This is a genomic window from Chitinivibrionia bacterium, from assembly GCA_009779925.1.
Classification (GTDB): Bacteria; Fibrobacterota; Chitinivibrionia; order Chitinivibrionales; family Chitinivibrionaceae; genus WRFX01.
Genome location: WRAZ01000014.1, coordinates 30,916 through 44,710, shown reverse-complemented (window position 1 = coordinate 44,710; position 13,795 = coordinate 30,916). Strand labels below are relative to the sequence as shown.

The 13,795-nt window shown below is 42.3% G+C and carries 14 protein-coding genes; 13 read left to right on the top strand and 1 reads right to left on the bottom strand.

Annotated features, from left to right (window positions below):
• Positions 1-473 precede the first annotated feature (473 nt).
• Together FWE23_05930 and FWE23_05925 are read left to right on the top strand one after the other, a co-directional pair.
• Entirely contained in the window at positions 474-764 is a 291-nt protein-coding gene (locus tag FWE23_05930) for a BrnT family toxin (GenBank protein MCL2844972.1), read from the top strand.
• Positions 761-970 (top strand): BrnA antitoxin family protein, encoded by a 210-nt coding sequence (locus FWE23_05925; protein ID MCL2844971.1) that lies wholly within the window; start codon positions 761-763, stop codon positions 968-970. The genes FWE23_05930 and FWE23_05925 overlap by 4 nt, the downstream gene beginning before the upstream one ends.
• Before the next feature lie 217 nt (positions 971-1,187).
• Here the strand turns inward: FWE23_05925 and FWE23_05920 are convergent, their stop codons facing one another.
• Positions 1,188-1,484 carry a hypothetical protein gene (locus FWE23_05920; protein MCL2844970.1) on the bottom strand — a complete coding sequence of 99 codons (297 nt, stop codon included), beginning with the start codon at positions 1,482-1,484 and terminating at the stop codon, positions 1,188-1,190.
• Positions 1,485-1,886: 402 nt separating this feature from the next.
• Between FWE23_05920 and FWE23_05915 the strand changes: the two genes are divergently transcribed.
• The 11 genes from FWE23_05915 to FWE23_05865 all read left to right on the top strand — a co-directional run bounded on the left by FWE23_05915 (position 1,887) and on the right by FWE23_05865 (position 13,784).
• Positions 1,887-2,054 (top strand): hypothetical protein, encoded by a 168-nt coding sequence (locus FWE23_05915; GenBank protein ID MCL2844969.1) that lies wholly within the window; start codon positions 1,887-1,889, stop codon positions 2,052-2,054.
• Positions 2,055-2,057: 3 nt separating this feature from the next.
• The gene (locus FWE23_05910; GenBank protein ID MCL2844968.1) at positions 2,058-2,288 is read left to right on the top strand and encodes a hypothetical protein; all 231 of its coding nucleotides are present in this window, start codon (positions 2,058-2,060) and stop codon (positions 2,286-2,288) included.
• Positions 2,289-2,470: 182 nt separating this feature from the next.
• Positions 2,471-3,268, top strand: coding sequence for a radical SAM protein (locus FWE23_05905; protein MCL2844967.1), 798 nt, complete (start codon positions 2,471-2,473; stop codon positions 3,266-3,268).
• Complete coding sequence (ispH, locus tag FWE23_05900) at positions 3,265-4,188, top strand: 4-hydroxy-3-methylbut-2-enyl diphosphate reductase (GenBank protein ID MCL2844966.1); 924 nt, start codon at positions 3,265-3,267, stop codon at positions 4,186-4,188. Before FWE23_05905 ends, ispH begins: the two co-directional genes overlap by 4 nt.
• A 155-nt stretch (positions 4,189-4,343) precedes the next feature.
• Positions 4,344-6,536 (top strand): cache domain-containing protein, encoded by a 2,193-nt coding sequence (locus tag FWE23_05895; protein MCL2844965.1) that lies wholly within the window; start codon positions 4,344-4,346, stop codon positions 6,534-6,536.
• Between the two features lie 15 nt (positions 6,537-6,551).
• Complete coding sequence (locus FWE23_05890) at positions 6,552-7,130, top strand: SiaB family protein kinase (protein MCL2844964.1); 579 nt, start codon at positions 6,552-6,554, stop codon at positions 7,128-7,130.
• A gap of 1 nt (position 7,131) precedes the next feature.
• Positions 7,132-7,512 (top strand): DUF1987 domain-containing protein, encoded by a 381-nt coding sequence (locus tag FWE23_05885; GenBank protein MCL2844963.1) that lies wholly within the window; start codon positions 7,132-7,134, stop codon positions 7,510-7,512.
• A gap of 167 nt (positions 7,513-7,679) precedes the next feature.
• The gene (gene gap / locus FWE23_05880) at positions 7,680-8,681 is read left to right on the top strand and encodes a type I glyceraldehyde-3-phosphate dehydrogenase (GenBank protein ID MCL2844962.1); all 1,002 of its coding nucleotides are present in this window, start codon (positions 7,680-7,682) and stop codon (positions 8,679-8,681) included.
• 146 nt (positions 8,682-8,827) lie between these two features.
• Positions 8,828-9,130, top strand: coding sequence for a DUF4160 domain-containing protein (locus FWE23_05875; GenBank protein MCL2844961.1), 303 nt, complete (start codon positions 8,828-8,830; stop codon positions 9,128-9,130).
• Entirely contained in the window at positions 9,127-9,420 is a 294-nt protein-coding gene (locus FWE23_05870) for a DUF2442 domain-containing protein (protein ID MCL2844960.1), read from the top strand. Before FWE23_05875 ends, FWE23_05870 begins: the two co-directional genes overlap by 4 nt.
• Before the next feature lie 350 nt (positions 9,421-9,770).
• Positions 9,771-13,784: a CotH kinase family protein gene (locus FWE23_05865; protein MCL2844959.1), complete on the top strand. Its 4,014-nt coding sequence runs from the start codon at positions 9,771-9,773 to the stop codon at positions 13,782-13,784.
• Positions 13,785-13,795 lie beyond the last annotated feature (11 nt).

Genomic DNA, 13,795 nt, shown 5'->3' with positions numbered 1-13,795 from the left:
TAGGGGCGGGTTTCAAACCCGCCCCTACAAACGCCGCCGATAACGCGATTATCTGGGATTTGACCAACAACACGGGCAGATACGTCGCCAACGGTACATATCTGATTATCGTCGAAGCAACAGGTATCAGCGGTCGAAGATTTACGTATTCGGCGAGAATTGGCGTGAGCAGGTAAAATTTCCAGTTTGTTTTTTTAACAGAGGGTGCAGAAGTGCACCCTTTTTTATTGCGGCAAATATTATTTTAAAAAGAAAAAGGAGGGCTTATGACAAGATTTAAGGAACAAAATCTTAATATTTTAAGTGTTTTTGCAGAAAAAATACTATTTGTACGACAGAAAAAACAAGTTCGCAGAGAAGCTGGAAAGTAAAAAAGCAGGTTTTTCTATTAAAAACCGTTTTTCTGTCATCTTATTGCGAGCAAAATAGTATTTTATATAATAACGATAAACTTTGCCAGGTTAAAAAATTTTATGGACAAAATAAGATTCGCGTGGGACGAAAACAAAAACCAGAAAAACATTGCTTCGCACGGCATTTCTTTCAAAGAGGCAGAAACGGTGTTTTATGACCCAAACGCAAAATTGATATACGATCCCGACCACTCAACAGAAGAAGACCGTTTTATTCTTTTGGGGCTGAGTAAAGTACTGAAAATGTTAATTGTTTGTCATTCTTATAGAGAAAACGATGAACTTGTCCGCATAATCTCGGCAAGAAAAGCGACCACTAACGAAAAGAAACAATATGGAGGTAAAAAATGAGAAGTGAATACGATTTTTCTGCGGCAATGTCAAATCCGTATGCTCGCAAATTGCGAAAATCCGTGAATATCAAGGTTGATACGGATACGATAGAATATTTCAAAAATCATGCGGCAAATATGGGTATGTCATACGGCAACCTCATAAATTTGTATTTGTCGGATTGTGTTGCAGGCAAAAGAAATTTAACAAGAGAATTTGCGTAGCCTTGCTCTGCACGCCTGCAACCGCGAACGCGTTCACGGCGAAAAATCACTTGTGTTTACCCAACGCCACTTAAAAATAAAGAATAGCTGAAAATTTACCTGTTTTTGTTTTGCGATAAATTTATTATTAGAAATAAAAAAAGGCAGAGACAGTGGAAAAACTGTTCTGCCTATTGGTAATGTTCTTTATTTATTTCGCAAACAGTGCGACGTGTTGTTAGCGGCGACTTGGCAGCCTTCTTTCCGGCAACGACGGCACTTCAGGTGCAGAGGGTAATGCAGGAGTTTCCAATGTTGGTATTTCCGGAATTTCCGGAACTTCCAACGTCGGTGCTGTCAGCTCGGGCGCAGTTAATGTTGGCGCTTCAACTGTCAATGTCGGCGTGTCTAGTTTTGGCGCTTCCAATGTTGGCGCTTCAACTTTTGGAGGCGTCAAACGCACGCCTCTTGCAAATGTAAAACTAACGCTTGCCAATACAAGCACGCCAACAACAACTAAAAACTTTGTTCTCATAAAAGAACTCCTTTGAAAATAGTTAATAAATTATGCAAAAGAGCACCGCGCTCGAATTGCCAATAAAAGACAAAGCAGCGACGGCTGTTCTGCCAAATTCATTGTTTTGTCAGAAACACAGAATTACTTCCATAACATTATATCAAAAAGAGAAAATGTGAGAGAGCACGAGACAGAACAACCGCAAAGGTGTTCTCGTGCTCTCTCAATAAACCTATTGAGATATAATTTTACGAAAAGCAGGAACAATTCCTGCAATTCTGTATTTCTGACATCGGAAATATAATTTATTGTCGCTGTATAGTGGGGAGAAATCGTTGTTTTTTTTGTTTTTTGTTTTGGCATAACGTATTTTGTAAAAAACGCATAAATTATGCAGAAAAATTATTGCCAGAGGGTAAATTGGAACTTGACTTTGAAATTGACAAAATAACCCAATCTATTGAATGTGCAAAAACAGGCGAAAGTTTTGAAACGCTTGGAGCAGTTTATTTGGGTAGGCAAAGAATGGCGATATTTGAAGACAAGGCAGCGATATTGGTAAATAATTATTTTCCAAGGGAGGAATAAATTATGAGCAAGCACGAAAAGTACAATTACTACGCTCTTGACGACATTGGCTTTGCAGGCGACCAGAATTACAAATGGACAGCCGAAGACTCTGCTTTTGTCAAGAAATGTATTGCAGAACGTAAAACAAACAAGGCAACATATCTGTCGTCCCGCCCTATTGAACAAATGATGGTAGCGGAAAGCAGACCTGTATATGGAGCAACAACGCAGCAACAAGCAGTTTTGGCATAACGTATTTTTCAAACCAGAAACCCCAAAAAAGGAGAATGCCGCGTGAACGCCGATTTAACGCCCGAACAACTTTACGAAGAAATCGAAGTAAAAAAGCAAAAACTCGAAACCCTTTTTGCCGAATATATGCTCGAAAGAATTGACGGTATTATAACACGAATATCATAACTATGGAAAAAACTATGCAAAACAAACACTCGGTAATTTTCGGACCTATACAATCTCGGCGATTGGGAAGTTCTTTGGGGCTCGACTTACTCCCGTCAAAAATCTGTTCGCTCGACTGCGTTTATTGCGAATGCGGGAAAACTACCACGCTAACAAACGAGCGGCGCGAATATATTTCGGCTGACAAAATTATCGACGAATTGGACGTTTTTTTGCGCAACAATCCGCCGCATATTGACGTCATAACCTTGGGCGGAAGCGGAGAGCCGCTACTTAACAGCGGGGGCGGGAAAATAATTTCGCATATAAAAAAGAATTATCCGCAATTTAAAATCGCCGTTTTGACTAATTCGGTTTCGCTTGTCGATAAAAGCATTCGCGACGAAATTTTACCCGCCGACTTTGTTTTGCCGTCGGTGGACGCGTTTTTTGAGGAAAGTTTCCGAAAAATCAACCGTCCTGCAAAAAATGTCTGCGTGGATTTTGTTTTGGATGGGTTGCGCGAATTTGCGCGTATATATAAAGGAATAATGTGGGTAGAATATTTTGTAATTTCGGGAATTAACGACAGCGACGACGAAATTGCCGCGCTTAAAAACTATTTCGGCGAAATAAAACCGACGAAAATTCAGCTTAATTCATTGGACAGGCACGGAACTTGCGATTGGGTAAAACCTGCTTCGAGCGAGCGTTTGCTTGAAATTCAGGCGGCAATGCTTCCGAATGCGGTCGAAATTATTTCGCGGAATTTTTGCGCGCAAAGGGCGGAGGGTCGAGCGGCGACGGGGAAATTTATCGGAGAAAATTTATGAAAATCATTTTAGCTAATCCTCGAGGATTTTGCGCGGGAGTGGACAGGGCGATTAACATCGTGGAGAAGACGATAGAAAAATACGGCGCGCCCGTTTATGTGAAAAACGAAATCGTGCACAACAAAGCGGTTGTGAATTCTTTGCGGGATTTGGGGGCGGTTTTCGTGAAAGAAGTCGGCGATGTTCCGGACGGGGCGGTAATAATTTTTTCGGCGCACGGAGCGGCAATGAGCGCATACAGCGAGGCGAAAAACAAAAAACTCACTATTTTGGACGCGACCTGCCCGCTTGTGGAAAAAGTGCATTACAATATAAGAAAATACTCTCGCGACGGCGCAAAAATTATACTTATCGGACACAAAGGACACCCCGAAGTCGAAGGGCATTTGGGGCAAATCGAAGAAGAAATTTATCTGATAACAAAGTCCGAAGACGTTGCGCTTCTTCCGTTCGACAAAGGCGAAAAGCTTGCTTATATCACCCAAACAACGCTCAGCAGAATGGAGTCGGAAAGCATAATTAAGGAGCTGAAAAGCAGATTTACAAATATTTCGGGTCCGTCAAAAGGCGACTTGTGTTATGCCACCACAAACAGACAAATGGCTATAGAACAGCTTGTCGGGAAAATCGATTTGCTTTTGGTGGTCGGAAGCACAAATTCTTCAAATTCCAACCGTTTAAAGGAATTGGGCGAGGCGGTCGGGATAAAATCCTATTTGATAGACGAGCCGCAAAACATAGATTTGTCTTGGTTTGACGGTTGTAAAAACGTCGGAATTACGTCGGGAGCTTCGGCGCCCGAATATCTTGTGCAGGAGCTGGTGAAAAATATCAGCGAAAAATTCCCGATATGCTCGGTCGAAGAAACGCACGCCGTCGAAGAAAAAGTAAAATTTCCTATGCCTGTGGAATTAAACTAAGTAAAACCTCAATCTACAAATTTTACAAGAAATGCTTTTTTTATTGACACGCGCCGCGGCATAATGTATTTTTTCCTCTGAGGTCTATGGGCTAGACCGTGAATTATTGATGACCGCTATCAAAATTTTTTGAAAATGGTTAAGGTTGGAGCAGTATGAAAAAAAATCTAAAAATTGCAAGCGCTTCGCGCGGGCAACAAGCTGATATAAACACAAACTTCAAAAAGACAATCTTTTTGCCGATGATTTTATTGACGACCTTAGGTAGCGTTGTCGTTCTTATTTCGTCTATTGCAATGTTTAAAAATGAGATAAACAGCGCGGTAATCGAAAAAAACAACGTTGCGGAAAACGTCGTAAGATACGAACTGAAAACGCTGAGAACTCAGGCGCACGTAGCCGTACTTGCAATAAAAAACACGGAAGACCTGAAAACGGCAATCCTAAACAATGACCGCGCAGGCGTTTTAAGGATAGCGAACGAATTAAAATCCGTGGCGCAGATTGATTACACCACCATACTTGACGCGGAAGGCAACGTTATAGCAAGAACGCACGCCTTGGAGCGCTACGGCGACAATCTCTCTTACTTGTCTCACGTACGCCTGACTTTTGAAGGAAAAACGGAAGCGCGCATAATTAAGTCGCCGACCATACCTTTGGGAATTTCGGCGGGCATACCCATAATGGACAACGATAATGAAATAATCGGCGCGGTCACAATGGGTTTTCGCTTGGATAATCCCGAATTGGTGCAACGTCTGAGAGCGCTTACGGGTTGCGAAATAACATTTTTCCGCGACGACATAAACATTTCGTCCACTATGTATTTTGAAGACGGAAGCCCTTTAATCGGCACAAAATTGTCGCCGCACGTAAGCGAAATCGTATTGTCGGGAGAAACGTATGTTAACAGGCGTTTGCTTTTCGGCAGAGATATGCTCGCCAAATATTTCCCGTTATACGACGAAAAAGAAGAAGTTGCGGGAGTGGTTTTTGTAGGTAATTACGTCGAAGAATACGACCGGAAAATAGAGGCGTTTATTCTTAACGGATTGTTGATAATGCTTGCGGCGCTTATAATTTGTCTTATAATCGCAGGTATTGTTTCCGTAATTATTGAAAGGCGTTTCGGAGCGCTGATAGAAACTCTTAAGCAAAAAGACCGTTTGCTGAGTTCCGTATTAAACAGCATTGACGCTATGATATACGCCACCGTTCCCGATACGGGCGAAATCCTGTTTATTAACGATTTAATGAAAGAGAATTACGGCGTTAAGGACGACGTAAAAGATTTGATTTGCTATAAAATTTTCCAAAAAGGCTTGGATGATATATGTCCTTTCTGCCCCTGCCACGAACTTGACAAAGACCCGACAAAAACCGTAGTCTGGGAAGAAAACAGCCCTCTGACCAAACGCATATACCGCAACACCGACCGCTATATTAAATGGATAGACGGAAGAACCGTTCACCTGCAGCACTCGGTTGACATAACCGAAATTATCGAATCGAGACAGTTGATGTATGAGTCGGAGCTTGCAAAAAACCGCGCCGAAGCCGTAAAAGAAACGATTATGCAAAGCATAAACTACGCGAGCAGAATTCAAAAAAATCTTATACCGAAAATGGGAATGTTCCACAAAGCCTTTGCGGATTATTCGGTTATATGGAAACCGCGCGATATTGTAGGCGGAGATATTTACTGGATTGCGAACTTTGACTGCGGCACCATTCTTTGCGTATGCGACTGTACGGGACACGGAACGCCGGGCGCGTTGCTTACAATGCTGGTCGTAAGCGTATTTGAAATGGTAATTACCGAAGAAAGACACAACGACACCGCCGAAATTCTTTACAAACTCGACAAGCGGCTTTCAACCGTGCTTAACGTAAACAACAACGATATGGAAATAAACGACGGTTGCGACCTTGCGGTATTGTTTATCGCAAAAGACGGCGGCATTAAAATGTCGGCGGGAAATACCAACTTGTTTGTATGCGACGGAGAAAAAGTTATCCGACACAAAGGGCAGGCGATTTTTATCGGCGAGGGTAAATTAAAAAGCAAAGACGAGGTGGAAGTCGTATCTATTCCTGCAAATCCGAATAACAAATTCTATATAGCCACCGACGGATTGTTCGACCAAATCGGCGACAAGCAGGCAAAACAGTTCGGCTATAAAACGCTTGAGCAGATTATTCTCGAAAATCACGACGAAAAGCTGACGGTTATATCCGATAAAATATGGAACGCATTTGAAGAACACCGCGGCGAAGAAGCGCAACGAGACGACGTGCAACTAATTACGTTTAAACCAAAAACGGAGGAGGACGACAATGAATAAAGAGGCGGAGGTATAATGGTATTAAATATGAACGAATATGCCAGAATGATAAACGACCTTAACATCAGCATCATTTACAGTGGTCCGATGTGGGAAGACGGCATAAAAGGGATTGCCGAAATGGTAAAAGTCAATTTATCGCACGACAATTTAAGCGGAAACACGGCGAAATCCATTTTCTCGGTATTTGTGGAGCAGATAACCAATATGCTGATGTATTCGGCTGAAAAGGGGCAATATCAAACGAACAAAGAACTCATAAACGTGCCTATGGGTATGCTTGTGCTCGGACAAAAAGACGATATGTGTTTTATCCAGACCCGAAACGCCGTCAGAAGCGAAAAAACGGAGTATCTGAAAAATAAAATAGACTACCTGAACACCTTGAACAAAAAAGAGCTCAGGCAGTACCAAAAAGAAATGGTGCAAAGCGAAAACGACAATCCCGACAGCAAAGGCGCGGGCTTGGGACTTATAGTGATTGCAAGACGGGCGTCCGCGCCTATAGAATACAAATTTGAACAAGCAAACGACGGTTTGACTTATTTCACGATGTATGTGGAAGTTTCATTATCTAAACAGGAGGAGAAATAGTATGGCTTATAAATTGGAACGGGAAAAAACCAAAACAACGCCGTATGTTTTAATAGACGAAGAAAACGGCTACGTTCGTATTGAAGGCGAAAGTTATCTCGAAGACACAATCGGTTTCTTTAAAGAGATAAACGAATGGCTCAAAAATTATCTTTCGTCGGGTTTTGCAAATTTAACATTTGACTGCGCGTTGGAATATTTCAACAGCTCAACGACCAAAATGCTTTACAACATAATGCGGCTTATGGACGAGAGCGCGCCCGGCAAAAAAGTAGTCGTAAACTGGCTTGTCGCAAACGAAGACGACGATATGCTGATTGAGTGCGGCGAAGATTTTCAGGAAGAAATGGAAAATCTGGAGTTTTATATTAAGGTAAAATAAGCAAAGCGGCGTAAAAAAACACTCTCGCTTGTGAATAAAATTACAAACTCCGACTGCAAAATATGTGATAGATGCGATTATCATTGACAAGGCGTTCGGCGTTAACGTATTTTAGTCGCGGTATTTATTTTGTATATTACATTAATCTTTTTTTGGGAGGTTTTTTAATGGCTATTAAAGTTGGTATTAACGGATTTGGACGTATTGGTCGTAATGTGTTTCGCAGCGCGGTTTTAAGCTTTGCAAACGACATCGAAATCGTAGGAATTAACGATTTGCTCGACCCCGCGTATTTGGCGTATATGCTCAAATATGATTCGGTTCACGGAAGATTTAAAGGCGAAGTTTCCGTTGAAGGAAACAACCTTATCGTAAACGGCAAAAAAATTCGTTTGACTGCGGAAAAAGACCCCGCAAACCTCAAATGGAACGAAGTCGGCGCAGACGTAGTTATCGAATCGACAGGATTTTTCTTGGACGACGCAACAGCGCGCAAACATATTGAAGCAGGCGCAAAAAAAGTTATTTTGAGCGCGCCTTCAAAAGACAGCACTCCTATGTTTGTTTACGGCGTAAACCACAAAACTTACGCGGGACAAGACATTATTTCAAACGCGTCTTGCACAACAAACTGCCTTGCTCCGATTGCAAAAGTTCTTAACGATAAATTCGGCATCGAAAAAGGTCTTATGACAACTGTTCACGCGGCAACCGCAACACAAAAAACCGTTGACGGTCCTTCTTCTAAAGACTGGAGGGGCGGTCGCGGAATTTTGGAAAACATCATTCCGTCTTCAACAGGCGCGGCAAAAGCGGTTGGCGTAGTTATTCCCGAGCTTAACAAAAAGCTCACAGGTATGGCTTTCCGCGTTCCGACTTCAGACGTATCAGTTGTGGATTTGACGGTTGTTCTTAAAAACCCCGCCAAAATGGACGACATTAAAGCGGCGATGAAAGCCGCAAGCGAAGGCGAAATGAAAGGCGTTCTCGGCTACACTGAAGACGACGTAGTTGCGACCGACTTCCGCACTTGCGAATTGACTTCAATCTTCGACGCAAAAGCAGGCATCCAACTCGACGACACATTCGTAAAAGTAGTATCTTGGTACGACAACGAGTGGGGCTATTCAAACAAATGCCTCGAAATGGTAAAAGTTATTGCGAAGTAAGCAACAAGCCTACTAAGATAAAAAAAGCCGAAGGAAACTTCGGCTTTTTTTTGTTTTGATTAACGCTTATTTTTCATATTTTTCAAAAAAAACGTACCGCACACTATAGCAATATAGTATATTTATACAGAAAGAGAGAAAAAGTTATGCCTAACATATTTGAATACTTGGGAATAGTGCTGTATTTTTATTCGAGCGAACATCAACCAATCCACTGCCACGGCAGATATGGAGAGTTTGAAAGTAAAGCGGAATTTTACATAATAAACGGTGAGATAACTGAAATAAAAATAAAAGAAGTAAGAGGTATGAAACCGCTCAAAGGCGCAAAGCTGAAAGATTTTAAGGACTTTCTTAAAAATTATTCGCCGCAAATTGTTGCCAAATGGGTGGACTTCTTTGTTTATCATAAGGACGTTCCTTTCGAAAGGATAGAAAAGCATTTATGAAAATAACAGTTGAATACAACAAAAACAACAAATCTTTTGTTTTACCAAAAATTAAACAAGCCGATTTTATAGGCGCTTATTCTGTTTTACTTACTTTTAACGACGGAGTGAAAAGAAAAGTAAATTTCGGCAGTTTTTTGAAAAAATCATTACATCCAACTATTCGCTCTTATTTGGACGAAAATAATTTCAAAAAATTCAAAATAGAGAGCGGAAATATCGTTTGGGGTCAAAACTGGGATTTGGTTTTCCCTGTTGAGCAATTGTATAAAGGTAAAATTAACGCTTAACATTTTTTAGCTTTCAGCTCAGAAACCAACGTTTCTTCACAAATTTCCACAAAACAAAAATTTTTCTCCCACTTAGCCGCAAGCATAAATTATATTACCACTGCCAAAAAATGTGATTAGTAAGGATTTTATCCTTATTTATTGCTGTTCTTTATACATTTCGTGCGGTGCTACAACACCACAGAACGCTTTTAATTAGGTTGTTCTGTCCTAGTGGTGTTCGTGCTGCTTTACCGCTATTGTATTAAAGAAGCGATAACTTAATTCACATTTTTTGGCGAAAATAAGAATTTTCGGCAGAACAGCCTTTTGCTGTTTCTGTATTACTTTTTTGTGTGAGGTTGCTTTTGTTGGGTAAACAAATTAAAATCTTGGCGGCGATAGTGTTTATCGTCGGTGGAGTATGGGCTAATGGGACAGTGGCGGGAGCCGCGAGCGAATTTGCGGGGCGGTTGCTTATTTTTCAGGCAGGTGCAGCAGGAAGCGACGGCGCTATCGGGCGCAGTTTTGTAGAGTTATACAACAATACAGGCGAGGAAATCGACTTAGATGGTTTTTCTCTGCACGTAGCCAACGGACGTACCAGCAATAACAGTTGGACGCAATATCGAGATGCAGGCGGAGAATGGGTCAAAATTGACTTAAGCGGAACTATCCAGCCCAATCATTCGTATCTTGTTGTCTTCAACAAAGTGAGCAACACAATAAACCAAAGATTTGCATTTGAAGACACCGAAGCGGACAATGCTGTTCCTGCAACTGTTCTTCACGCTTTAAGTAATCGCAGTTTCAAAGTAGCGCTTATGGCTAATCAAAACTATTTGACTGTCGCTAATCCATTTGATATGGGCAACGGAGAAACTGCCGAAGATTTTGTTGATTTACTTGGAGTTATAAACACTGCACCCGGAGATGCTGTCGATGCTTATGAAGCATCGCCTGCAATCGTAATTTCGCAACAAGCAACTGCTCGCCGCCGCTCTCTTACAGATACCGATGATAACAGTATCGACTTTGAAAGGGTTGATTTTCGACTTGCGCAAGGTATGACCGACGAGCGATTACAATCACACAGACCGAGAAGCACATCAGACGGCGCTTGGGAACCATTTCCGCAAGCCCCGGATCCAGACCCGATACCGCTCATCGAACGCGACGAACTTGCGGGGAAACTGCTTATTTTCCAAGCATTCGGAACGGGAGCGACGAGCAACAACGACAGAGCGGCAACTCATTCGTTTGTGGAACTTTTTAACGCCTCCGACGACGAAATCGATTTGGACGACATAACGCTTTTTTATGCCGAGGGAACAGGCGCTTGGAGCGCAATTCCTTTAAGCGGAACAATACCCGCTCAAACATCTTTTCTTATTTTAGGAGCGAGAAATCACTCGAACGCGGCAATGCCTCTCCAAATACAAGACAATTCGGGCGACATAAATAATCCGAGTTTCATATTGAATAACCGCGCGCTCAGAATAGCATTATTTCGCGGAAAGACCGAATTAACCGTGCAAAATCCATTTACGGACGGCGAAAAAGACGACGGGCTTATAGACCTCCTCGGTTCAAGAAATGCGAATTCGGACTTGCTTAACGCTTATATAGTGGCTCCACCGCGAAACTCGGGTTCGGCGGGAGTAAGGCGCGTTTCTTTTGACGTAAGCACAAATAACTTTACCGATTTTGCCGAAACGCGCTATGGGGATTTTAATGCAAGCCAATTAAGCATCATTCGCCCCAAAAACCTCGCCCACGGCGAATGGAACCCGTTCCCGCCAATGGATATTCCCACAATGATTACGGATTTCAGAATTTCCTTTGAAGCGCTCGGCTGGAACGAATACGGACATTTAGACCTCAACAACAACGTCGAAATCGACAATTACGCTCACACTATAACTATAACAACCCAACGATGGATCCCGAATATCACCAATATTGCTCCTATCTTCACTACCGACAACCCACACGGAACAATATTTGTAAACGGACAACCGCAAGTCAGCGGAATTACGCCGCACGATTTTCGCCACCCTGTAATTTACCAAGTCGGCGATTTTGAATACACCGTCCGATTTGCCTCCCCGCAAGCAACAGGTTTGCCCGTTATTCGCATAGATACACACAACGGCGCGGCAATACATCACAGTTCCGCCAATATATGGACTACTATGCGATTTTCTTTAAGCGACCCCAACGACCCTGCAAACGATATTGCCGCAATAAGCAATCAACAGATTAGAGGACGGGGAAATTCTACTTGGCAAAGCGGCAACAATAAAAATCCGTATCGTATGAGATTTAGAGACAATGAACGACAATCTCCTTTTGGGCTTCCGGAGGCAAGAAACTGGGTGTTGTTGGCAAATTGGTTTGATGCATCTTTGATAAGAACTTCTTTTGCGTTTGAAATGGGTTATAGATTAGGTTTAGAGTGCACACCTTCTTTTAATCATACGGAACTTTTCTTAAACGGTACGTATGCAGGAAGTTATCTGTTTACCGAACATAGACAAGCAAACCCTTACGGAAGAGATGGTGTTCGGGGAAGACCATTAATTGATACACAAAACGGAGGTTGGTTTGTAGAATTGGATTTTAGATTTGACACCAGCCCCACAGGCGATGCAGGATTCAGAACAAGTAATTACAATCTTCCCGTTTTGATAAAATCTCCCGATTTTCCTACAGGCGTAATACCGAATTCAGTAGATAATTTTGTAAGAAACGATTGGAATCAATTAACGGATTTAATGGCTTCAGACAATTTTCCAGAAAATGGCTACCGTGATTTAGTTGATATAGATTCGTGGATAAAATATTTCTTAGTGCAAGTATTCGCCAATAACGCTGATTTTAATGTGCAAACTTACGATTCCAGAGAGAATCCCGGTAGTATATTTATTCACAAAAATAACTATAGTTCGCTAATAAAGGCAGGACCTCTTTGGGATTTTGACCTTAGTTTTGGTTCTTTCTTTAATGGACTTCCAAATTCTTTGGCGGCAAACAGATTGCCATATCCCAATTATCCTTTTTTTAACAGATTTTTACAAGACCCTGTATTTCGTGCAAGATATAAAGAAATTTGGAATGAAAACAGAGAATGGATTCAAGAGGATATGAGCAAATTTATCGATTCTATGGCGATCGAAGTCGCAAGAAGTGCGGAACAAGATGACATACGCTACAACAGGATTAATAGATATTCTAATGAAATACCTAGAATGCGACTGTATTTTACAGAGAGATTTGCCTTTCTTGACGAAACTTACAACAGAATAGACGCTTTTCCCGCCAGCCGAAACTTCGGCACAGTAGCTTGGAACAATTATTCCGACATCGCCGCGCAAACTTTCACATTCGTTGCCTACGGCGAAATGAAAGATTTAACCGCAACTTTCCAAAACGGCGACAATTCGGCATTTGAAATCACCACCACCCTCGCCACCACCCCAAGCCAAACAGGAAACGGCTATTTCGCCACAATCAGCGTTCGCCCCAAAAACTCGCTTTCGGCAAACAACCACACCGATGTACTTGTTTTAAGCGGAGAAAATCAAGGAAAAGAGTTTTCGGTAAATGTTTCGTTGAGTTTTGTTGTGAATAAAGCGTCGGTAGCCAAACCCGCTCTTGTTGCAAATCAATTTATCTATGATAGCGACCCGAAAACAGTAGCGTTAACCCCAGTAAACACCGAACTTTACACCTTGGGCGGCGACACCGAAAAAACGGCTATCGGGAATTTTACGGCAATAGTAAGTTTGGTTGACCCAATAAACCGCAGGTGGAGTGGTGAAACCCATTCCGAGCCGCTTAATTTGCCGTGGTCGATAATCTGCGAGCACGATTTTGTCCGAAAAACAACCCTCGAGGCAAATTGCGAGCGAGCAGGCGCAGGGCATTATGAGTGTTCTGTCTGCGGTGCAAAAAAGGCGGAGAGTGATTTTGTAATTCCTATGTTAAGCGAAGGCGATTGTCTTCCGAACTCAATTCGCGACAGAGAGCAACAAAATAACCAATTCGGAATTTTTGTTGAAGAAAACCCAGTGTCGAGTAATTTTGCGGAAATTTTCGTAATAACTCCCGAGGCGGCAACGGTGAATTTGTCGATTTTGGACAATTTGGGGAATGTGGTGTTTGCGGAAACCGTCGTAGGGGCGGGGTTTGCCCGCCATGAAAACAGAACGAACGGCGATTTGGGCGGGCAGACCCCGCCCCTACAAAACGCAATCGTCTGGAATTTAACCAACCAATCAGGCAGATTTGTCGCCAACGGGACGTATCTGATTGTGGTTGAGGCGACGGGGGTAAGCGGAAGGAGATTTACTTATTCCACAAGGATCGGAGTGAATCGATAGAAAAACATTCA